16 protein-coding genes and 1 tRNA gene are annotated in these 21788 nt (G+C 66.2%); 8 read left to right on the top strand and 9 right to left on the bottom strand.

Features of this window, described 5'->3' with window-relative positions; translation table 11 throughout:
* The first annotated feature begins 124 nt into the window (after window positions 1-124).
* Complete coding sequence (locus HHL13_RS12510; protein WP_277346991.1) at window positions 125-1354, top strand: endo-1,4-beta-xylanase; 1230 nt, start codon at window positions 125-127, stop codon at window positions 1352-1354.
* Here HHL13_RS12510 and HHL13_RS12515 read toward each other — a convergent pair.
* The 7 genes from HHL13_RS12515 to HHL13_RS12545 form a co-directional block, all read right to left on the bottom strand.
* Complete coding sequence (locus tag HHL13_RS12515; RefSeq protein WP_169555978.1) at window positions 1327-2364, bottom strand: sulfotransferase; 1038 nt, start codon at window positions 2362-2364, stop codon at window positions 1327-1329. The genes HHL13_RS12510 and HHL13_RS12515 overlap by 28 nt on opposite strands.
* On the bottom strand, window positions 2348-2722 hold the full coding sequence (locus HHL13_RS12520; RefSeq protein ID WP_169555979.1) for a hypothetical protein: 375 nt from the start codon (window positions 2720-2722) through the stop codon (window positions 2348-2350). Before HHL13_RS12520 ends, HHL13_RS12515 begins: the two co-directional genes overlap by 17 nt.
* Window positions 2722-2940 (bottom strand): hypothetical protein, encoded by a 219-nt coding sequence (locus HHL13_RS12525; protein WP_169555980.1) that lies wholly within the window; start codon window positions 2938-2940, stop codon window positions 2722-2724. Before HHL13_RS12525 ends, HHL13_RS12520 begins: the two co-directional genes overlap by 1 nt.
* Window positions 2931-4190 (bottom strand): arylsulfotransferase family protein, encoded by a 1260-nt coding sequence (locus tag HHL13_RS12530; RefSeq protein ID WP_169555981.1) that lies wholly within the window; start codon window positions 4188-4190, stop codon window positions 2931-2933. Before HHL13_RS12530 ends, HHL13_RS12525 begins: the two co-directional genes overlap by 10 nt.
* A 206-nt stretch (window positions 4191-4396) precedes the next feature.
* Complete coding sequence (locus tag HHL13_RS12535) at window positions 4397-5740, bottom strand: HAMP domain-containing sensor histidine kinase (RefSeq protein ID WP_169555982.1); 1344 nt, start codon at window positions 5738-5740, stop codon at window positions 4397-4399.
* Entirely contained in the window at window positions 5737-6462 is a 726-nt protein-coding gene (locus HHL13_RS12540; RefSeq protein ID WP_169555983.1) for a response regulator, read from the bottom strand. Before HHL13_RS12540 ends, HHL13_RS12535 begins: the two co-directional genes overlap by 4 nt.
* Window positions 6463-6541: 79 nt before the next feature.
* A complete protein-coding gene (locus HHL13_RS12545; protein ID WP_169555984.1) occupies window positions 6542-7873 on the bottom strand; it encodes a dicarboxylate/amino acid:cation symporter in 1332 nt (443 codons plus the stop codon).
* Between the two features lie 64 nt (window positions 7874-7937).
* Between HHL13_RS12545 and HHL13_RS12550 the strand changes: the two genes are divergently transcribed.
* Window positions 7938-8405 (top strand): YbaK/EbsC family protein, encoded by a 468-nt coding sequence (locus HHL13_RS12550; protein ID WP_169555985.1) that lies wholly within the window; start codon window positions 7938-7940, stop codon window positions 8403-8405.
* Window positions 8406-8490: 85 nt separating this feature from the next.
* Window positions 8491-8577 (top strand) — tRNA-Leu (locus HHL13_RS12555).
* 128 nt (window positions 8578-8705) lie between these two features.
* On the opposite strand, the gene HHL13_RS12560 is transcribed toward HHL13_RS12555, so the two are convergent.
* Window positions 8706-9827 carry an endonuclease/exonuclease/phosphatase family protein gene (locus HHL13_RS12560; RefSeq protein WP_240953702.1) on the bottom strand — a complete coding sequence of 374 codons (1122 nt, stop codon included), beginning with the start codon at window positions 9825-9827 and terminating at the stop codon, window positions 8706-8708.
* Between the two features lie 150 nt (window positions 9828-9977).
* On the opposite strand from HHL13_RS12560, the gene HHL13_RS12565 reads away from it, so the two are divergent.
* The 4 genes from HHL13_RS12565 to HHL13_RS12580 all read left to right on the top strand — a co-directional run bounded on the left by HHL13_RS12565 (window position 9978) and on the right by HHL13_RS12580 (window position 18302).
* Window positions 9978-12956 carry a TonB-dependent receptor gene (locus HHL13_RS12565; protein ID WP_169555986.1) on the top strand — a complete coding sequence of 993 codons (2979 nt, stop codon included), beginning with the start codon at window positions 9978-9980 and terminating at the stop codon, window positions 12954-12956.
* 73 nt (window positions 12957-13029) lie between these two features.
* Window positions 13030-14511, top strand: coding sequence for a glucoamylase family protein (locus HHL13_RS12570; RefSeq protein ID WP_346775549.1), 1482 nt, complete (start codon window positions 13030-13032; stop codon window positions 14509-14511).
* Between the two features lie 51 nt (window positions 14512-14562).
* Window positions 14563-16947 (top strand): TIM-barrel domain-containing protein, encoded by a 2385-nt coding sequence (locus HHL13_RS12575; RefSeq protein WP_169555987.1) that lies wholly within the window; start codon window positions 14563-14565, stop codon window positions 16945-16947.
* A complete protein-coding gene (locus HHL13_RS12580) occupies window positions 16944-18302 on the top strand; it encodes a glycoside-pentoside-hexuronide (GPH):cation symporter (protein ID WP_169555988.1) in 1359 nt (452 codons plus the stop codon). Before HHL13_RS12575 ends, HHL13_RS12580 begins: the two co-directional genes overlap by 4 nt.
* Here HHL13_RS12580 and HHL13_RS12585 read toward each other — a convergent pair.
* Window positions 18299-20590 carry a glycoside hydrolase family 3 N-terminal domain-containing protein gene (locus HHL13_RS12585; protein ID WP_169555989.1) on the bottom strand — a complete coding sequence of 764 codons (2292 nt, stop codon included), beginning with the start codon at window positions 20588-20590 and terminating at the stop codon, window positions 18299-18301. The genes HHL13_RS12580 and HHL13_RS12585 overlap by 4 nt on opposite strands.
* Window positions 20591-20768: 178 nt before the next feature.
* On the opposite strand from HHL13_RS12585, the gene HHL13_RS12590 reads away from it, so the two are divergent.
* Entirely contained in the window at window positions 20769-21764 is a 996-nt protein-coding gene (locus HHL13_RS12590) for a LacI family DNA-binding transcriptional regulator (RefSeq protein ID WP_169555990.1), read from the top strand.
* The last annotated feature ends 24 nt before the right edge of the window (window positions 21765-21788 follow it).

Here is a 21788-nt window from a genome sequence, read left to right on the forward strand (position 1 = left end):
CGTCCGATCCGGGCAAGCATGTCGCGGGTTGACTCCACCCGGCTGCCGCCTTCATTCTGTTAGCGCTATCATCAAAAGACGATCCGGCAAAGAGCCGGACGCGAGATGGCTGGGGAGAGGAAATATGAGCGAGCGATTCTCGCGCCGGGAGGCTGTGGCCGCGATTCTGGCGCTGGCCGCCGGCGGATGCAGCGGTGGCAGCGGCAGCAGCGGTGGCGGCGCAACCGTCACGCCTCCATCCACGCCATCCCCCTCTCCCACGCCAACGCCCAGCCCCACGCCGACACCGCTGTCGGCTGCACCGGTCAAGCCCAATGCTGCCGCGAAGAACATGCGCTTCGGATCGGCCGTCGCGTGGAGCGCGGCTGGTGCGGACGCGGGCTCGTTCGCCAATCCCAGCTATGCCGCTCTGCTCGAGCGCGACTGCGCGATCCTCGTTCCCGAGAATGAGCTGAAATGGCAGGCGATCCGGCCCAATGCGGCGACGTTCGATTTCACCCGTTTCGACGCGATGCTGGCCTATGCGGAGTCGAAAGGGATCGCGATGCGCGGCCACACCTTGCTGTGGCACCAGCGCCGCTGGATGCCGGCATGGGCCGAAAGCCATGCCTATGGCGCGGGTACGGCCGAGGCCACACGGATCCTGACCGAGCATATCCAGACCGTCACCCGCCGCTACGGCAATCGCATCGCCAGCTATGACGTGGTCAACGAAGCGGTCGATCCGTCGACCGGCAATCTCTACGAAACCGCGCTCAGCACCGCATTGGGCGGCGCGATCCCGACGCTCGACCTCGCATTCCGCACCGCGCGCGCCGAACTGCCGGCGACGCAGCTGGTGTATAACGACTATATGAGCTGGGAGGCCGGCGGCGCGACCCACCGCGCGGGCGTGCTGGCCTTGTTGCAGGGGTTCAGGGCGCGCGGCGTGCCGGTCGACGCGCTGGGCATCCAGAGCCATATCGGCATCTATTCGAACACGCCCGTAGCCACGCTGGTCGTCAATCAGAGTCCCGACTGGCGCGCCTTCCTCGATGCCGTGGTCGCGCTCGGCTACAAGCTGGTGATCACCGAGATGGACGTGCGCGACACCGGCCTGCCCGCCGATATTCCGACGCGGGACCAGGCGCTGAGCGACTATGCCCGCGCCTATCTCGATCTGATGATGAGCTATCCCGCGCTGAAGGACGTGCTCTTCTGGGGGCTGTGCGACAAATATAGCTGGCTGCAAGGCTTCGAACCGCGCGCCGACGGGCAACCGCGACGCCCTTGCCCGTATGACAGCAGCTTCAATCCCAAGCCGATGCAGAACGCGATCGCAGCGGCCTATGCCGCGACCAGCGCACGCCCCTGAAGCGCAGTGTGGATCGCCTGGGCCCGGTCCAGCAGCGCGGGATCGGCGCCCGGCTCCGAATGGCGTTTCGGCGGTGTCAGGGCCGCGAGCGAAGGCATGTGATCCAGCCCCGCAGCACGCGCCAGCACGGATTCGTGTCCGGGCCCATCGGCGCACAGCCGGTCATAGTCGAGGAAATGCTGCCGCGCCGCGACTGTAGCGGGCTGGGCCAGCAACGCCTGATGCACGCTGATCCAGCATTTCAGCCAATAGTCGATCCGGGCCCGGGATTCCCCCGGGCCTGGCGCGCCGTCGAAGCCGAACGGCCGCTGGTCCGCGCCGAACTCATGATGCCCCAGCCAGCTCATATAGCGCCGCCGGAACGGGTCCTCCGCCGCCAAGGCACAGGCCCGGACATGCTGCGTCCGCAGCGAATTCGCCTGTTGCAGCGGGTCGCGGAACGGATGGAGCAGAATCGCGTCGGGGAATGCCTCGACCAGCGCGCCGGGCCGCAACACATTGTTGTTGTTCTTCGACAGGTATCGCGCGCCGCTATGCCGCAGCAGCACCAGCCGCACATAGTCGCGGAACGCCGCAATCGTGTCCGGCGCAACGGGTTCGGGAAACAGCGCCTCGCGCGTCAGATAGTGCTCACCTTCACGCACCCGCCAGAACACTTCCTCGATCGCCTCGGGGCTGTCGAGATCGTGCGTCAGGCCGTCGCCATGCCCGCGCTCGCGCCTCTCGACATGGCGCGCAAGGCCGCGTCCCAGCCGCGCCCAGCTGTTGGGTGCCAGCGGAAAGGGCATGTCGCGATAGGATAGCGAGGCGAAATCCCCGCTCGCGTGGATCGCCCGCATCAGCACTGTGGTGCCCGCCCGCGCCAGTCCGCACACGAACACGGGCGCCTTCGCTTCGATTCCGTTCAGCGCCCGGCGATGGCTCGCCCGCTCGATATCGAACGTGGCCTCGAGGACCGGGCGGAATCCGAGCGCGATATGGTGGAGGATGCGGTCAGCGCGGCTGTACACGGCGCTTCAGCGCGGGGGCGATCTGCCAGCGGACCAGCGCATAGCCCAGCGTCAGCGGCATTACCCACAGCCGCTGCTGCCACGGCATCACTGCGCCGCTTGCCCATTCGAACGCCAGCACGATCAGCAGCGGCGCGGCGGTCACCGCCAGCAATCGGCCCGCGCGGATCGACGCGGCGAACAGCCGGCGCGCGAGCAATTGCATCGCCCGCTCTTTCAGCCGTTCGGAAACCCCGCTGCGCCGGATCACCCGCAGCGAGCGCAGGCCGCTGGCATTCATCTCGGCAAAGGCCGGGATCAGCGGCAGCCCGCGCGCCAGTTCCAGCACCGCGACCAGCGCGAGGAACAGCGCCAGCATCAGCGTGCGCCCTTGCCGCGAATGCGCCGGATCAGCCGCTTGAACGGATACCAGAGCACCGAGAATATCCCGAGCAGGATCGATCCGACGATGCCGAACGCAACACCCACCGCGCCAAGCCCGAGGCCGGGTCCACTATACGCCATCGCCGCTTGCGGTGCGATCAGGAGGAGGCACGCCGCGGCGGCGGCGAACAGGCGGGGTGGGGTCAATTGCATTTTGCGCTCGCTGCTGCCTGGATGGCCGCGCCATCCTTTTGGGGGGAAAGATATCGCGCCCAGCTGATCGCCATGCGGCGCTTGTCGGCATTGGCGGAGATGAAGCGCCAGCGGAGCGTGCCGTCGGGCGCCATGCGGACGAGGCGGCCCTGCTCGGTCTCCTCGATCATCGCGTCGCCATTGGGCAGCGGCGTCCCCCGCCCCTGCGCCCGCGTGGCGAGCCTGTTGCGCTCGAACCCCGCCTGCCACGGTGAACCGGTCTTTCCCGTCGCGAAATCGACGACAAGCAGCTGGTTTACCCCATCGACCTGCTCGTCCGCATCACTGATGCGGATATTATTGTCGAAAACCGAGATGCGATGATCGTCGATGATCTCGACATCATGCTGAAACCGCCAAGGCGCAGTCCGCCACCAGATGATCTTGCCCGTCGAAGGCCGATAGAGCGCGACCAGCGACAGGTTGCGCATGCTGAGGAACAGATCGCCGCGCTGCCAGTACGGCCCGCTCTCGAACACCGGCTGGATGTCGTTCAGGTGGAACGGATCGTCCATATAGGGCCGGCTGCCCCATAAATGCGCGAGGCCGCTGCGCTGAAGGATATCCGCGATCCGGGTAACACCGATCAGCTTTCCGTCGGGCGAAACCTGCGCCAGCGCATCGTCCCAGAAACCCGGCTTCACATTGGGCTGGCGCGGCTGGGGAAAGCGATATCCGGTCCAGATGCTGCCGTCCGGCCCCTGCTCGGTCGCGTGGTGGAAAATGCCGTCGATCGACCAGATCAGCTTCCCACAGGCGTCGTAGCGCGCCAGCGGCGAGCTGTCGTGCAGCACGATGCTGCCGTCGCCCAGCAGCAACGGGTGCATCAGCCGGTTGCGCGCCGCATCCTTGTCACGCCGGACGTCGGTGAGGACCGAAGCGAAGGCGGATCGTGCATTGGCCGCGTCGACATCAGGCACGAATTCGTGGACGACGAGACCGTCCTTCAGCCGAAGCAGTTGCACCACCGATCGCCCGCGCTGCAAGTCGAACGGAGAGACCAGCACATAGCCGGGATCAGTGAAGTCCTGATCGGGATTGCGCCAGAATCCCGCCGGCAAGGGTTCGACCACCGCGCGTCCAGCCCAGGGCTCGGGCCCCTTGAAGCTGTTGCCGATCGTATCGGGCACTCGCGCCAGCGTGATTGCGATCCGGCCGGGCGTACCTGCCCGTTCCCACCCATCGACGAGCGATCCGAACCCAATCGACAACGCCAGCCCCGAAAGTCCCGTCAATAATAGGGACCAGAGCGGCACCGGACGCGCAACTATTCGCTCGATCCGTCCGCGCGGCTCGTCAATGGCGTCATCCGCCGACTTACGGTTTACATTCCCGCTCAGCTCAAAACCCTTCGATCCGCCCCGTCGTTACGGTTCGGTTACGTATATTTCCGGAGGATTTCGCTTGATGTCTGGGTTCAGGCGGGCAGCAACACGCGAGCAATCAACCCGCCTTCGGGACGATTCTCGACGGTGGCATCTCCGCCATGCGCGCGAGCAACGGCACGCACGCTGGCCAGCCCCAGCCCGATGCCGCCGGTATCCCGATTGCGCGACGGTTCGCCGCGGAAGAACGGCTCGAACACGCGATCGATATCTTCCAGCGCGATGCCCGGCCCCTCGTCGCGGACTTCGATCTCCACCTGCCCGTCGCGCTCAGCCAGAGTCACTTCGGCGCTGCCCGCATATTTCACGGCGTTGCAGACAAGGTTCGACAACAGCGCCTTCAGCGCCACCGCATTGCCGTCGAGCACGATCGGCTCTCCCGGTGCGAGTGCGACCTTGTGCCCCTGATCGATCAGATCGTCGGTCACATTCTCCGCCAGCGAACGCAGATCGAGCGGTCGGCGCGGGCCAGGCTGGTTGGTGTCGCGGACAAAGGCCATCGCCGCAGCGACCATCGCCTCCATTTCGCGGATATCCTTCTCGCACGACTGGCGCACCGGATCGGGTGCATTTTCCAGCCGCAACTCCAGCCGCATCAACGGCGTGCGCAGATCATGGGCGACCGCCGCGATCACCGTGGAGCGATCGTCGACATAGCGATTGAGGCGCGCCTGCATCTGGTTGAACGCCGCCGCCGCTTCGGCGATCTCGGCGGGCCCGGTCAGCGCCAGCGGCGCCGCGCGCGGATCGCGCCCCAGCCGGTCCGCCGCCTCGGCGAACGCTGCGATCGGCTTGGCGAGCCGCCGCGACAGGATCCACGCAAAGGGAATGACCGCCAACGCGCCGGCGAGAAGCCAGGTCAGGCTCATCCATTGCCACGCCGCCATTCCGTGCCGCTCGGTGCGAAGCTTGATCAGGCTGCCGTCCGGCCGGCGATAGGTCGCCACGAACTCGCCCACCGCGATCACGTCGCGCGCTGCCGAGGGATTGGCGGGCAACACCGGCGGCGGCAGGCGCGAACGGTCGAAGACCTGAGACGGTTTTGAAAAGGCCGGTGCGATGAACCCGAAGTCGACGCGATCCTCGGGCACGCCCAGGGCCATCGCCAGCGACAAGCGGGTCCGCTCGGTCCTCGGCTCCCACACGCTGGGATCGATCTTCGCGTCCGCGTCCTCCTCGAGACCCTGTACATGGCCCACCGCACCGGTCAGCGCCTGCGCGACCTGCCCGATCGTCGTCACTCGCGCCGCCGGAGTCGGCACCGCGAACGACAGGCTGAAATTGAGCAGCTGGACCAGCGCAACGCAGGCCAGCATCAGCAGGAAGATCCGCAGGAACAGCGGCGAAGCCGCGCTGTCCCGCCGGAGCAGGTTCATGCGCGCGACACGCGGGGCACGAACAGATAGCCTTCGTTGCGCACGGTGCGGATGATCTCGTCCGCCCCCGCGCGCAGCTTGCGCCGCAACCGGCTGACCTGCACGTCGATCGCCCGGTCATAGGCGTCGGAATCCGGTCCGCGGGCGGCCGACAACAGGGCTTCGCGTGACAGCACCCGGCGCGGCCGCTCGATGAACACGCGCAGCACCGCGAATTCGCCGTCGGTCAGTCCGACCAGCACGCCCTGCGGATCGAACAGTTCGTGCGAGGCGAGATCGATTCGCCAGCCGTCGAACACATATTGGTGCCCGTCGCTGACCGTGCCCGCCCCGCGACGGCGCAGCGCCGCACGCACCGTGGCGAGGATCTCGCGCGGGCTGCAGGGTTTGGTCAGGTAATGACCCGCGCCGACCTCGAGGCCGAGGATGCGGTCATGTTCCTCGCCCAGCGCGCTCAGGAACACGATCTCCGGGCCGTCGTCGCGCGCGATGCGGCGGCAGGCGCTCAGGCCATCCTCGCCCGGCATCATCACGTCGAGGATGATCAGATCGACCGGAATCCGGGCGAGGATCTGGTCCATGTCGCGCGCGCTGGCGGCGGTCTCGACGCGATAGCCGCGCGCGCCGAGGCTGTCAGCCAGCAACTGGCGGATATCGCGATCGTCGTCCACGACGAGCAGGGTCGCTGCTGCGGCAGCAGTGGTCGGAGTCTGGTGAAGCATGTTTCCGGCTTTGCGTGTGAATGTGTTCGGAATGTTTCCGGATAGCACGCCGCTCCGAGTCGAGTTGTATCAGTTTGTATCAGTCGGGATCGGCTTCGGGGCCGATCGCCGCCGGCTTGTCCTGCATCGGACCATTCAGCGCCCGGTCCAGCGCCTCGCGATCGAGCGCGCCGTCCCAGCGCGCCACCACGATCGTCGCCACCGCATTGCCGATGAAATTGGTCAGGCTGCGGCATTCGCTCATGAACCGGTCGACGCCCAGGATCAGCGCCATCCCCGCCAGCGGCACCGACGGCACGATCGACAGCGTCGCCGCCAGCGTGATGAACCCGGAACCGGTAACCCCCGCCGCCCCCTTCGAACTGATCATCGCGATCAGCAGCAGCGACACTTGCTGGCCCAGCGACAGATCGGTCCCCGTCGCCTGCGCGATGAACAGCGCGGCCAGCGTCATATAGATGTTGGTGCCGTCGAGATTGAACGAATAGCCTGCGGGCACGACCAGCCCGACCACCGGCTTGGCGCACCCCGCGCGTTCCATCTTCTCGATCAGCGAGGGCAGCGCGCTTTCGGAGGAGGATGTACCCAGCACCAGCAGCAGCTCGGCCTTGAGATAGCGGATCAGCTTCAGGATCGAGAAGCCCGCCATCCGCGCGACCGTGCCGAGGATGACCAGCACGAAGATCGCCGAAGTGAGATAGAAGGTCGCGACGAGCTGGCCCAGCTGAACCAGCGAACCCAGCCCGTATTTGCCGATCACGAACGCCATCGCCCCGAATGCGCCGATCGGCGCGGCGCGCATCACGATCGCGACGAGGCGAAAGATCACCAGCCCGATCCGCTCGATCAGGTCCGCCACCGGCCGCGCCGGCTCGCCGACGATCGACAGCGACACGCCGAACAGGATCGACACCAGCAGCACCTGAAGCAGCGACCCTTCGGTGAAGGCCGAAACCAGCGTCCTGGGGATCATCGCCAGCAGGAAGCCGGTGATCGTCTGGTCATGCGCCTTGTCGACATAGGTCTTCACCGCGGCGGCATCGTCGGCGGTGAGGTTCGCGTTCATCCCCGCGCCCGGCTGGACGAGATTGGCGATCACCAGCCCGACGATCAGCGCCAGCGTCGAGAAGAACAGGAAATAGGCAAAGGCCTTGCCCGCGACCCGGCCGACCGACCGCATCTCGCGCATTCCGGCGATGCCGCTGACCAGCGTGATGAAGATGACCGGCGCGATGATCATCTTGACCAGCGCGATGAAGGCATCGCCCAGCGGCTTCATCTCCGCGCCGAGAGCAGGCCGGAAATACCCCAGCGCCACCCCCGCGACGATCGCCACCAGCACCTGCAGATAGAGATGCCCCCACAGGCTCGGCTTGCGCGCGGGCGGCGCTCCGGTCGCGATGATGGCCATGATGTTCCTCCCCCTGCGCTGCCCCGGCTATAGGCGCGCGCGCGCTTCATGATAAGCGCCGGGCATGACTTTAGAGACTGCCCGCGCCTGGCTCGCCGAACACGCCCCCGATCTCGCGCTGATCGATCATGGTGTCAGCACCGCCACCGTCGCCGAAGCCGCCGCCGCGCTCGGCGTCGAACCCGCCCGGATCGCTAAGACGCTGGCGCTCCGGGTCGGCGAATCGGTCTTCCTCGTTGTGGCACGCGGCGACGCCCGGATCGACAATGCGAAGACCAAGGCCGAATTCGGCGGCCGTCCCCGAATGCTGGCGGCGGAGGAAGCGCTGGCGGTGACCGGTCACCCGGTCGGCGGCGTCTGCCCGTTCGGGTTGGCGACCCCGGTCCCGGTCTATTGCGACATCTCGATCCGCCCCTACGCCACCGTCTTCCCCGCGGCGGGATCGCTCACCAGTTCGGTCGAGATGACGCCGGAACGTCTGGCGGCTTTGGTCTCCACCCGCTGGATCGACATCTGCAAACTCGCCGAATGAGCCTCTTTCGAAAAATGTTCCGGAAACGCGCTTCCCGCGGTTGACAACCCCATGCCCCCACCGTAGTTCGCGCCCCCTACCCCGTGCCCAGATGGCGGAATTGGTAGACGCACCAGCTTCAGGTGCTGGCGGTCGCAAGGCCGTGGAGGTTCGAGTCCTCTTCTGGGCACCAGCTACTCTCAAAGCATCAAAAATGCTCGGGGATCGTCGGGAAGACGGTCCCCGGAGAGCGTTTGTTACGACAAAACTGCTACCGGAAAATGGCGCAACATCGGGCGGAAAGTCCCGGAAAACCGTCGTTCACGAGGGAAGCGTTTGCCACGGCAAGCCGTTATGGGATTTGCCCCATAACCTGCTTCGGCCAGAGCATTCACGGTGTTGGCCGTGGACCGGTAATCGGGAGTCTATGCATGCGGCTGGTGCGAAAGGTCGATTGACGGCGTTTCCTCCCGGCTTCTCCTCAACGCGCCGTTCCCTGGCTCGGCGCCAGCCGAGTTCGGCCACCACCGGAAAGTGATCGGAGCTTTGCAGCGGGCCGCGATGGTCGGTTAGCGTTGTGGCCCGCCGGGCGACAAATCCGCGCGTGAGGATCCAGTCGATCCGCCGATCCGCGACGCCGGTGAAATTGTGGAAGGTTTCGGCAGGCCCCACCCTGCGCCGGGCAGTCACCCAGGCATCGCGCAGTTCCCCCGTCAGCAGCGCGTGAACATCGGTGTCCGGCGTGGTGTTGAAATCGCCGGTCAGTACCACCGGGGACTTGCCCGCGATCGCATCGATCCGCGCCAGCAACAGCGCGGCGCCCTTCGCGCGCGCGGCGCCATCTTCGGCGCGATAAGGGAGATGCGTATTGAACAGGTAGAAGCGCCGGCGTCCCCGGATCGTCTCGAACTGCGCCCACGTCACCATCCGAGGATAGGGATGCCCCCAGCTAATGCTGCCCGGCACCTCGGGCGTGTCGGATAGCCAGAAATTGCCGGAGTCGAGGATCTTCAGCCGGTCGCGGCGATAGAAGACGCCCATATGCTCGTCGGCATGGCCACCGCGGCGGTCGATCCCGAACCACGCATATTGCGGGAGGCGGGCCACCAGATCGTCGCCCTGCACCTTGTGCAGTTCCTGGGTGCCGATGACATCGGGCGCAGCGCGCGCGATGACCTGTGCCGCGAATTCGCGGCGATTGTCCCAGCTATTGGCGCCGTCGGAGGCCAGCGGCAGCCGCACGTTGAACGTCATCACCTTGAGCGAAGTCTGCGCATGCACGCCGATCGGCGCGGCCAGCAGCAGGAGCGGCACGATTCCCGTCAGCATCCGCCCAACGGCGCGAAACAGCCTGGAAATGCGCATCTCTTTCCCCTCCGGATCCCGATGCCGTGGATCGACCGCCGCCCCTTTTGACGAAGCGCTTCTCGACGCGACTGGCAAATCAGTCGCGCAATCCTCTATATGAAACCGGTTACATATGCTAGTCGGATGCCGTTCGACACGACCGACTCGTGGCAATCCGCATGGATTCGCAGATGCGCACGGGCCGGAAAAACAATGGTCGGAACAGGGAATAGGGGAGGAATTTCGATGCCGAATCGATCACGCGACAACACCAATTCGCGGCACGGCCGGGCAATGCACATTGCCGCTGCGCTGATGCTGGGCACCTCGATGGCGGCGATCGCCATCGCGCCGGCGCATGCCCAGGTATCCGAAGCGTCGCTTCGCGGGACGATTACCATGCCGGACGGCAGCACCGCGACCGAAGTCGTCGCGGTCGAAGTCGGCAGCGGCTACCGGCGCACCGCCGAAGTACGGTCCGACGGCAGCTATAATTTCGCATCGCTGCGCCCCGGCACCTATCGCCTCGAGATCACGACCACGGCGGGCCCGCGCACGACCGACGAGTTCCGGCTGGCAGTCGCCCAGACCGCAGTGCTCGATTTCGACTTCGCGGGCGAGAGCGCTGGCGCGAGCAACGAGATCGTCGTCACCGGCGGCCAGCTGCGCACGGCCCAGGGCGGCGAAGTCGGCAAGACCATCAGCTCGCGCCTGATCGACCAGCTGCCGCAGAACAACCGCAACTTCCTTGCCTTCGCCGATCTCGCGCCCGGAGTGCAGTTCGTCACCAACGGCAGCGATCAGTCACGCGTTCAGGGCGGGGCGCAGAACAGCAGCACCGTCAACGTCTTCATCGATGGCGTCGGCCAGAAGGACTATGTCCTCAAGAACGGCATCACCGGCCAGGATTCGACCCAGGGCAATCCCTTCCCGCAGCTCGCGGTCGGCGAGTACCGGGTGATCAGCTCGAACTACAAGGCGGAGTTCGACCAGGTCAGCTCGGTCGCGATCACCGCCATCACCAAGTCGGGCACCAACGAGTTTCATGGTGAAGGCTTCATCGACTTCACCAACCAGGACTTCCGCGACTGGCGCCCGAGCGAACTCACCGTCAAGGTCCCCAGCCGCGATCTGCAGTTCGGCGGCGCGCTGGGCGGCCCGATCATCAGGGACGTGCTGCACTTCTTCGTCACCTATGAAGGCAAGCGCCGCACCAGCCCGCGCGACATCACGCCCGGGCTGAGCCTTCCGGTCAGCTACTTCCCGTCCTCGCTTCAGGGCGTGTTCGGCTCGACCAACGAGACGTTCAACGAGAACCTCTATTTCGGCAAGCTGAGCTTCGCGCCGACCGACAAGGACCTGTTCGAATTCTCCGGCAAGTATCGCGACGAATCGGGCGAGCAGTTCAACAGCGGCATCAACGCCTATGAGACGCGCACGCTGGCGCGCGTCGTCGAATGGCGTGGCCTTGCCCGCTGGCAGCACACCGAAGACACCTGGAACAATGATTTCAAGGTCGCCTATGAGGATGTGAGCTGGAACCCCAGCCCGTTCCTCGAGCAGCCCCGCTTCTTCTACAACGTCCAGATCCAAAACCCGGGCGGATCGATCCAGCGCGGCGACGTGCTGAGCACCGGCGGCGGCACCAACTTCCAGGACAAGGGCCAGAAGGGCTGGCAGGTTTCGGACGACTTCACCTTCACCGGCTTCGCGGGGCATACGATCAAGGTCGGTGCCAAGGCGAAGTGGGTCACGCTCCAGTCGCTTCAGCTCAACGGCTACAATCCCACCTTCCGCTATTTCACGCCCGTGGGCGGCGCGTTCAACACGACCACGCCGTACCAGATGACGTTCCAGACGACGGTCGGCGTCGATCCGCAGATCGAATCGGCGAATTTCCAGTTCGGCATCTATGCCCAAGACGACTGGGACGTGACGGACCGGCTGACGCTGAACCTCGGCGTGCGCTGGGACTATGAGCGGACGCCTGCGTTCCTCGACTATGTCCATCCGGCGGCGCAGGTCACGGCTGTCGGCCCGGCCAACTATCCGAACCTGACCAACGCCAACTACAATATCCGCGATTACATCTCGACGGGCAGCGAGCGTAAGGCGTTCACGGGTGCATGGCAGCCGCGCCTGGGCTTCAGCTGGGATCTGGACGAGGACGGCCGGTTCACGATCTTCGGCGGCTTCGGGCGTTCCTATGATCGCACCCAGTTCGACTTCATCCAGCAGGAGCTGGCGCAGGGACAGGCCGCCGGCCGCACCTTCAACTTCAACAATCCCGGCGACACGGTGAACGTGTGCGTGCCCAGCGCGACCTGCATCGCGTGGAACCCGGTCTATCTGACGCAGGCGGGTCGCGATGCGCTGGTGGCGGGTCTTCCCGCAGGCGCCGGCCGCGAGCTGCGCTTCATCAAGAACGACCTGAAGACGCCGTATTCGGATCAGTTCAGCCTCGGCGTGCGCGGGCGCTTCGGCAATGTCGATCTGGAAGTCGGCTATTCGCACGTCTCCAGCCATGACGGGTTCGTTTACCTGCTCGGCAACCGTCGCGCGAACGGCTCCTTCTTCCCCGCGACCGGCAATCCGGACTCGCCGTTCGGCTTCGCGCCGGCGCCGTTCGGATCGATCATCATCGGCGACAACGGAATCGAGACGCGCGCCGACACCGGCTATGCCAAGCTCACCAAGCGCTACACCCCGGCGTCGCCCTGGAGCCTCGACGCGACCTACACCTACACCAAGGCGGAGGAAAACCGGCAGTTCGGCGAGGTCTTCAGCCTCGATTTCCCGAGCATCCAGGATTATCCGTTCGCACCGTCGTCGGGCATCCGCACCCACCGCTTCGTGGCGGCGGGCACGGTCGACCTGCCGATCGGCGTGACGATGGCGGCCAAGTTCCAGATCGCGTCGCCGATCTGGATGAAGGCGCTGATCGGCATCCCGGGTACGCCGCCGAACCGCACGGTCACTTCGGTGGAGACCGAAGGCAATGGCGACCGCTGGGGCTTTCGCCAGATGGACCTTTCGGTCACCAAATATCTGCCGTTGCGCTTCCTCACCGACGACACCCAGATCTGGGTCCGTGTCGACGTGATCAACCTGTTCGACGACCGCAACTATAACGGGTTCAACAACATCACCGGACTGCGCAACACCAGCCTGGCGACCGATGGGCCGCCGCGCACGGTGAAGGTGTCGACCGGCTTCCGTTTCTGACCTCCCCTCCGCCACCGCGTGAGATTCGTCTCACGCGGTGGTACTTTCTGAATTCGCTGCCGGGAGACTCGGTGTGTACCGCAAGGCCTGCCTCACTGCCCTGTTCGCCTCCGCGCTGCTGGCCGGATGCACCAGAGCAGGGATCGAAGCCGCCCCTCCCGCCGCCGCGACCGGGCAAACCCAGGCAGAGCAGGCACGCTTTCTCGAGGACCTCAGCCGGCGGACCTTCAACTATTTCTGGGATACCACGAGCGCGGACACATGCCTCGCGCCCGATCGCTGGCCTTCGAATCCCTTTTCCAGCGTCGCCGCGACCGGGTTCGCGATCACGGCCTATGGTATCGGTGCCGAGCGCGGTTACGTCACGCGGCAGGCGGCAGCCGAACGGACGCTGAAATGCGTCGAATTCTATCACAATGCGCCCCAGGGGCCGGCGGCGACGGGCGTCTCCGGGTACAAGGGCTTCTTCTACCACTTCCTCCAGAACGACACCGGTCATCGCCGGGGCACGACCGAATTGTCGACGGTGGACACCAGCCTGCTGCTTGGCGGCATCCTGTTCGCGCAGAGCTATTACGATCGCAACAACCCCACCGAGCGCCGCATCCGCGAGCTGGCCGAGGCAATCTATCGCCGCGTCGACTGGAAATGGGCGCAGCGTACCGCCACGGGCACCGAGGCGCGCAACCTCGCCGGATCGCATGGCATCACGATGGGCTGGAAGCCCGAGCGCGGCTGGGAGACCCATGACTGGGTCGGCTATAACGAGGGCATGCTCGTCTATATCCTGGCGGCAGGATCGCCGACCCACGCGATCGACAAGGACGCATGGGACAAAGGCTGGGCAGCGAAGCTCGAAGAGGATTGGGGCACCTATTATGGGCAGGAGCATCTGACCTTCGAACCGCTGTTCGGGCACCAATACTCCCACGCATGGGTCGATTTCCGCGGCATCCGCGACGAATATATGGCGAAGAAGGGCATCGATTATTTCGAGAATAGCCGCCGCGCGACATTGGCGCAGCGCGCCTATGGGATCGACAACCCCAATCGCTGGAAGGGCTATTCCGGCGACATCTGGGGTTGGACCGCGTCGGACGGGCCCGGCGGATTCAACGGACTCAGCGTCAACGGCATCGAGCGCCGGTTCCAGGGTTATTCGGCGCGTGGCGTGAGTCCGAAGCGTGTGGTCGATGACGGCACCATCGTGCCGACCGCCGCAGGCGGATCGATCCCCTTCGCGCCTGAGGTCACCATTCCCGCGCTGATGGCGATGAAGGCGTTGTACGGCGACCGGCTCTACACCCGCTACGGGTTCAAAGATGCGTTCAACCCCAGCTTCACCTTCACCGGGCAGAACAGCCGCAGCGGCACTGTCGACGCCACATCCGGGTGGGTGGCGAAAGACCATCTCGGCATCGATCAGGGGCCGATCCTCGTCATGCTGGAGAACCATCGCAGCGGACTGGTGTGGCGGACGATGCGCAAGAATCCGCACGTCCGCACCGGGCTGAAGCGGCTCGGCTTCACCGGCGGGTGGCTCGAACGGCGCTAGGCCCGCAGCAGCAGCCCTTCATCGCGAACGTAATCGGAAGAGGAACCCGCCATGCGCATCGTCCGGACCCTCTTGCTCCTGCTCGCCGGGCTGATCGCCGCGCCCTTCGCCGCCGCGCAGCAGCTGACCGCGCGAGACGATGGCGCCGAGGCGCGCAAGGGCGAAACGGTGGTCCGGGTCACCGCACTCACCGACTCCATCCTGCGCGTGCGGATCGCGCGCGACGGCCGGTTTGGCGAAGATGCGAGCTGGGCCGTGTCGGCGCAGACGCGCAAGCGCCGCGCCGCGATCACGCCCGTCGCCGGCGGCTTCACCACTTCGGCGCTCCGTGTCCGCATCGATCCTGAAACGCTGCGCCTGTCGGTAACGGACCCGGACGGCAAGCCGATCACCAGCGACGCCGCGGATCCCGTCCGGCTCACCGGACGCGGTTTCGAACTCCGCAAGGCGCTGCCGGCGGGGGAGCACCTCTACGGCCTCGGCGACAAGACCGGCCCCTATGACCGGCGCGGCGCTTCCTATGTGAACTGGGCGACCGACGCATTCGGCTTCAGCGCGACCAGCGACCCGATCTACAAATCCATTCCCTTCTACATCTCGGTCGGCGGCCCGGGGGGCAGCTATGGCGTGTTCCTCGACAATAGCTGGCGCAGCTGGTTCGATCTCGGACAGCGCGAGACCGGCGTGCTGGCGATGGGCGCCCCCGATGGCCCGATCGACTATTACATCATCGCCGGGCCCAGCACCGCCGAGGTGGTGCGCCGCTACACCGATCTCACCGGCAAGGCGCCGCTGGTCCCGCGCTGGGCGCTCGGATACCAGCAATCGCGCTGGAGCTTCATGAACGATGGCGAGGTCCGTTCGATCGCGGGCCGGCTGCGCGGGGATCGCGTGCCGGTCGACGTGATCTGGCTCGACATCGATTTCCAGGATCGCAACCGCCCGTTCACGGTCGATACCAAGGCCTTTCCCGACCTGAAGAAGCTGGCGGGCGACATGAACGCGACGGGCATCCGGCTGGTCGCGATCACCGATCTCCACGTCGCGGCCCTGCCCGATCAGGGCTATGCCCCCTATGACAGCGGCCTGAAGGGCGATCATTTCGTCCGCAACGCCGATGGCAGCCTCTATGTCGCGCCGGTCTGGCCGGGGGCATCGGTATTTCCCGACTTCACGCGCGAAGCCACACGCCGCTGGTGGGGCGGCCTGTTCGGCGAGCTGCTCGATGCCGGGATCGCCGGCATCTGGGCCGACATGAACGAGCCCGCGGTGTTCAATACGCCGACCAAGACGATGCCGCTCGACGTCCGTCACCGGATCGAAGGAGACGATTTCGCCCCGCGCGAAGCCAACCATGCCGAGGCTCACAACATCTATGGCATGATGAACGTACGCGCGACGTTCGAGGGGCTTCAGCGGCTTCGTCCGAAACTGCGCCCGTTCGTGATGACCCGCGCCTCCTATGCCGGCGGACAGCGCTATTCGGCCACCTGGACCGGGGACAATAGTTCGACCTGGGATCATCTGAAGCTGTCGGTTCAGCAGACCGTGCATCTCGGTCTGTCGGGCTTCTCCTACACTGCCGTCGATATCGGCGGCTTTACCGGCGGACCGAGCCCGGAACTGCTGACCCGATGGTATCAGATCGGCGCGTTCACGCCGATCTTCCGCGTCCATGCTTCCAAGGGGACACCCCGCACCGAGCCCTGGGTCGACGGCCCCGAGCATCTCGCGATCCGCCGCCGCTTCATCGAAACACGCTACCGCCTGATGCCCTATTTTTATGCAGTGGCCGAGGAGAATGCGCGGACGGGCGACCCGATTCTGCGCCCGGTCTTCTACGACTATCCCGACGCGCTGACTGCGCCGTGCGACCAGTCGATGGCGTTCACCCTCGGCCGCAGCCTGCTAATCGCCGCATCGCCCAAGCCCGAATCGCCGCAGGGTTACGACATCTGCCTGCCCAAGGGCGGCTGGTTCGATTACTGGACCGGCCTGCCGGTCGAAGGCGAGCGCCAGCGCGAGACGCCGCAGCTCGATCGGCTGCCGGTCTATGTCCGCGCGGGCACGATCCTGCCACGCCAGCCGCTCGTCCAGAGCACTGCGGAAATCCCGCAGGGCCCGCTCGAACTGCACGTCTATCCGGGCGAAGGGTGCATGGGCGCGCTCTACTGGGACGATGGCGTCAGCGTGAACAGCGCCTTCCTTCGGCAGACGATTCGGTGCAGCGTCACCTCCACCGGCCTCGAGATCGAGTTCGGTACGCGCGAAGGGGCGTTCCGGCCGTGGTGGAAGGAGATCCGCGTGACGGTGCACGGATGGGAAGGGCAAGGCCGCGTCAGGGGCGTGGCGGTCACCGCCGACGCTGCGGCGCGGACCCTCGACTTCACCTTGCCTGATCAGCCGCGCGCCGGGCGGATCGCGATCACGCGATGATCGCACGCCTGCGCCAGGCGCCGCCGCGCGCACGGTTGCTGCTCTTCGCCTTCGGGGACTTCGCGTTCAATCTCTACTGGCAGAGCATCATGCTCTTCCTGCTGTTCTACTACACCGAGGCGCTCGACCTTCCGGTGGCGACCGCGGCGATGATCTACACCGTCGCGTCGATCTGGGACGGCATCGCCAATTTCATTGCCGGCGCGATTACCGACCGGAAGGTGCCCGGACGCGGCTATGGCCGGGTGCTGATCCTTGGCAGCGTGCCGCTGGGCCTCGCCTGCGTGCTCACCTATCTGCCGCCGCCGCTGGCGGGCGCCTGGGGCATCGCTTTCGTGGTGATCGGTCACTTGCTGTTCCGCAGCGCCTATGCGGCGATCAACGTGCCCTATCTGGCGATGAGCGCGCGGATCAGCCTCGACAGCCGCGACCGCGCATTCGTCGCGGGCATGCGGATGCTGTTCGGCACGATGGCCTGGGTGCTGGTCGCGCGCGGCACCGTGCCGATCGGCACCTGGCTCAGCGGCGGCGGCGTTTCCGCGCAGGCCTATCTCGGCGCGGCGGTCGTCTTCGCGATCGTCGCCACGGCGATCCTGTTGCTGGTGGGCGCGACCTATCGCGAAGAACAGGTGCCCACGCCCGCCGTGCCGCCTTCGATCATGAGAAGCCTGCGCAGCCTGCTCGCCAACCGCGCCTTTGTGACGCTCAACCTCGCGATGATGGCGATGATCTGCGCGGTCACCTTGCTCAACAAATCGGTACTCTATTACTTCAAATATTTCCTCGACGACGCGACTGCCGGACAATCGGCGCTGGCGTGGATGGGGCTGGTCAGCGGCGCGGCGGTGCCGTTGTGGATGGCGGTCCAGCGGGTGGCCGGCACGCGCAGCGTGTGGTTCTTCGCCGCCGGCCTGTGCATGGCGGGCCTCACGCTGTTCATGCTCGTCCGCATCGATCGCGTCGAGACGATGCAGCTGTTCCTCGTCGCGATGCAGGCGCTGATCGTCGGGCTGCACTTCGTCTTCTGGGCGATGTTGCCCAACACCATCGAATATGGCGAGCAGGTGACCGGGCTGCGCGTCGAAGGCGCCGTGTTCGGCCTCGCATCCCTGCTTCAGCGCGTCGCGATCGGACTTGCCACCACGGTGCTTGGCCTCGGCTTCGACGCTTCGGGCTTCGTCTCGAATGTCGCGCAGAGCGAAGCGACGCTGACCGGGATGCGCTGGACGATCGCCGCGGTGCCGCTCGCCTTCTTCGCCATTTCCTGCTTCCTGATGCTGCTCAACCCCCTGGGCAAGGGCGCGCACGCGAAGATCGTGCGCGACCTGCAGGGCGAAGGGCGCGACCCGGCCTAGCTTGCCTGAAGCTCGAACCGGGCATGGACGCCCGGCGCTTCGGCCGAAGGCGCGATCCAGACGTCGAACGTGCCGGGCTCGACGGTCGGCTTGTTCTCGCGGCCGATGAACAGCAATTGCTCGCGCGTCAGCTTGAAGGTCACCCGTTCCGATGCGCCGGGCGCGAGCCGGACGGTGCGATAGGCCTTCAGTTCGCGCACCGGGCGCGTCACGCTGGCGGTGCGATCGCGGATATAGAGCTGAACGACTTCCTCGGCGGTGCGGCTTCCCTTGTTGGTCACCAGCGCCGAGACGCCGATCTCGCCGTTCCAGCCCAGCGTAGCGGGCGCCGACAGCTCCGAATAAGCGATGTCGCCATAGGTCAGGCCGTGGCCGAACGGATAGAGCGCCGAGTTGGGAATTTCGCGCCACCGCGCCTTGTAGGGCTCGAGCTTGTCGTCGCTCGGATTGGGGCGGCCGGTCGGCTTGTGATCATAATGATAGGGCTGCTGGCCCGGGCGGCGCGGGAAGCTGCATGGCAGGCGTGCCGAGGGCCCGAAATCGCCGAACAATATGTCGGCGATCGCGTGGCCGCTCTCCGAGCCGAGAAACCAGGTGACGAGGATCGCCGGCGCCTTGGCTACCGCGCCCTCGAGCGCCAGCGCGCGGCCGTTGCGGAGCACGACTACCACCGGCTTGCCGGTCGCGGCCACTGCCTCGGCCAGCGCCTGTTGCGGCGCCGGGACGACGATCTCGGTGCGCGACTGCGCTTCGCCCGACATGCGCTCGCCCTCGCCGATCGAGAGCAGGACGATGTCGGCCCCCTGCGCCGCGGCCACCGCCGCTTCGATCCCGCCGGGAATCGCTTCCTCGATCCCCGAGCCCGGGGTGATGCTCACCAGAGCGGGATCGGCCACGGCGGCTTTGATGCCGGTGGCGAGATCGACCGCGAGCTTGTTGTCGCCATAGACGACCCAGCCGCCATTGAGATCGTGCGGGCCGGCCGCGAACGGGCCGATGATCGCGATCTTCCGGCCCGATTTGGGCAGGGGCAGCAGTGCGCCGTCATTCTTGAGCAGGACGATCGACTTGCGGCCAGATTCGCGCGCCAGCGCGAGCGCGGGCCTGGTGCGCGAGCGCGCCTTTTCGCGCTTCACGTCGATGCGGCGGAACGGATCGTCGAACAGGCCGAGCAGCGCCTTGGTCGCCAGCACCTTGCGTACCGATTCGTCGAGCCGCGCCATCGGCACCTCGCCCGCCTCGACCAGGTCGGGCAGATGCTGGCGGTAGAAGCCGCTCTGCATGCTCATGTCGACCCCGGCGAGGAAAGCGAGCTTGGTGGCGTCACGCGCATCGGCGGCAAAGCCGTGCGCGATCATCTCCTCGTCGCCGGTATAGTCGGAAACGACAAAGCCCTCGAAGCCCCATTCGTCCCGCAGCAGCGTGCGCAGCAGCCATTCATTGCCGGTGGCCGGAACGCCCGAAAGCTCGTTGAACGACGCCATCGTCGTGATCGCCCCGGCATCGAACGCGACACGGAACGGCGGCAGATAGACTTCGCGCAACGTGCGCTCGGAAATATCGACGGTGTTGTAATCGAGCCCCGCCTCGGCGGCGCCATAGGCCGCGAAGTGCTTGGCGCAGGCCAGCATCGCATCATTTGCCTTCAGGTCCTTGCCCTGGAAGCCGCGGACGCGCGCCGCCGCGATCAGTTCGCCCAGCAGTACATCCTCGCCGGCGCCTTCCATCGTGCGGCCCCAGCGCTGGTCACGCGCGATGTCGACCATCGGCGCGAAGGTCCAGTCGATGCCGCATGCCGCGGCTTCGTACGACGCCATCCGGGCGGTGCGCTCCATCATGTCGAGATCGAAACTCGCCGCTTCGCCCAGCGGGATTGGAAAGATGGTGCGATGGCCGTGGATGATATCCGCGGCGAAGATCAGGGGAATCTTGAGGCGGCTCTGCGTCATCGCCGCGGTCTGCATCCGCCGCGCCATCTCCGCGCCGTTGCCGTTGAACACGCCGGTCAACTGCATCTTGCGGACTTCTTCGAGCTGCCCTTCGAAATTCGGGCCGCGCGAAGCCGGATTGAGGGAGGGCGCCGCGCTGCCGCCCCATGCCGCAGCCATCAGGCTCAACTGCCCCGCCTTTTCGGCGACGGTCATCTGCGCAATCAGCGGATCGATGAACGCGGGCACGGGAAGCCGGGTCGCGGACTGGAGCATCGCCCGCGCCGGGCTTGCCGCCCAGGCCGCGATCGCGCCTGCTCCGAGCAGCGCCGCCCGTCGCGAGATCCTGGTGTCGAGCATTGCTTCCCCTCCTGCGCCCGCGCCCGGCGCGGAAAATGGCGTTCGTATCATTTTTTGTCGGGCGACTGCCCGGTAAGCCTTGTCCGTAACCGGTTACATAGACTTTTGGCGATGGGCATTGCAATCAACGATTGGGTGCGAAGCAAAGGACCATGCTCATAATCAGGACCAACTACTGATGGCCGAGGCGACAATTCGTGACGTTGCGCGCCGCGCCGCGGTTTCGGTCGCGTCGGTGTCGCGGGCGCTCAACGGTATCGAGAATGTCAGGCCCCAGACGCGCGACCGGATCATGGCCGCCGTCGCCGAACTCGGTTACGTCCCCCATGCCGGCGCGCGCAGCCTCAGTCTCGCGCGGGCGCATGCCATTGGCGTCGTATTACCCGACCTGCATGGCGAGTTCTTCTCCGAATGCGTCCGCGGCATGGATCGCGAGGCGAACCGGCGCGGCTATATGCTGCTCCTGTCGAATATGCATGACGATGGGGAACAGACGACGCTGGCGATGCGCGCGATGCGCGGCCGGGTCGATGGGCTGGTGGTGATGGCGCCGCATATCGAGCATGACGCGCTGGCGCGAACGCTGCCTGCGGCGATTCCCTCGGTGCTGATCAACTGCTCCGGCGAGTTCGAGGCGCGCCCGATGATCCGCCTCGATAATCGCGCCAGCGCGGGCGCGATGGTCGATCATCTCGTCGCGAACGGCTATCGCGCGATCGTCCATGTCGCGGGGCCCGAGGGCAATGTCGACGCGCGCGAACGTGCCGAGGGCTTTCGCGAGGCGATGCGCAGGCACGGCCGCGAACCCCGGATCATCGTCGGCGACTTCAGCGAAGAGGCGGGCGAAGCCGCCGCCGCTGCGATCCTCGCGGACGCCGCGCCATGCGACGCCGTCTTTGCCGCGAACGACATGATGGCGATCGGCTGCCTCCATGCGCTGCGCAGCGCCGGCAAGCGCGTTCCCGAGGACCTTGCCGTGGCCGGCTTCGATGATGTCCCGCTGGCGCGCTATCTCTCCCTCACCACGATGCGCGTGCGGCTGGCCGAACTCGGCGAACGCGCGGTCGCATTGCTGGTGGATCTGATCGAGCACAAGCCGACGCGGGTCACGAAGGAAGTCCTGACCCCGGAACTGGTGGCGCGCGCGACGACGAACGCCCGGGCCCTCGCCTAGCGCGCGGTTCGGCCCGTTCTGCCA

It is taken from the genome of Sphingomonas sp. G-3-2-10, assembly GCF_012927115.1.
In the GTDB taxonomy this organism is placed as follows: domain Bacteria; phylum Pseudomonadota; class Alphaproteobacteria; order Sphingomonadales; family Sphingomonadaceae; genus Sphingomonas.

What these genes read in the sequence shown, in the direction of transcription:
- HHL13_RS12535 (WP_169555982.1), bottom strand. Translation starts at nt 5,740, where the DNA reads ATGAACCTGCTCCGGCGGGACAGCGCGGCTTCGCCGCTGTTCCTGCGG.
- HHL13_RS12575 (WP_169555987.1), top strand. Translation starts at nt 14,563, where the DNA reads ATGCGCATCGTCCGGACCCTCTTGCTCCTGCTCGCCGGGCTGATCGCC.
- HHL13_RS12550 (WP_169555985.1), top strand. Translation starts at nt 7,938, where the DNA reads ATGACTTTAGAGACTGCCCGCGCCTGGCTCGCCGAACACGCCCCCGAT.
- HHL13_RS12580 (WP_169555988.1), top strand. Translation starts at nt 16,944, where the DNA reads ATGATCGCACGCCTGCGCCAGGCGCCGCCGCGCGCACGGTTGCTGCTC.
- HHL13_RS12510 (WP_277346991.1), top strand. Translation starts at nt 125, where the DNA reads ATGAGCGAGCGATTCTCGCGCCGGGAGGCTGTGGCCGCGATTCTGGCG.
- HHL13_RS12565 (WP_169555986.1), top strand. Translation starts at nt 9,978, where the DNA reads ATGCCGAATCGATCACGCGACAACACCAATTCGCGGCACGGCCGGGCA.
- HHL13_RS12585 (WP_169555989.1), bottom strand. Translation starts at nt 20,590, where the DNA reads ATGCTCGACACCAGGATCTCGCGACGGGCGGCGCTGCTCGGAGCAGGC.
- HHL13_RS12590 (WP_169555990.1), top strand. Translation starts at nt 20,769, where the DNA reads ATGGCCGAGGCGACAATTCGTGACGTTGCGCGCCGCGCCGCGGTTTCG.
- HHL13_RS12525 (WP_169555980.1), bottom strand. Translation starts at nt 2,940, where the DNA reads ATGCAATTGACCCCACCCCGCCTGTTCGCCGCCGCCGCGGCGTGCCTC.
- HHL13_RS12540 (WP_169555983.1), bottom strand. Translation starts at nt 6,462, where the DNA reads ATGCTTCACCAGACTCCGACCACTGCTGCCGCAGCAGCGACCCTGCTC.
- HHL13_RS12545 (WP_169555984.1), bottom strand. Translation starts at nt 7,873, where the DNA reads ATGGCCATCATCGCGACCGGAGCGCCGCCCGCGCGCAAGCCGAGCCTG.
- HHL13_RS12520 (WP_169555979.1), bottom strand. Translation starts at nt 2,722, where the DNA reads ATGCTGGCGCTGTTCCTCGCGCTGGTCGCGGTGCTGGAACTGGCGCGC.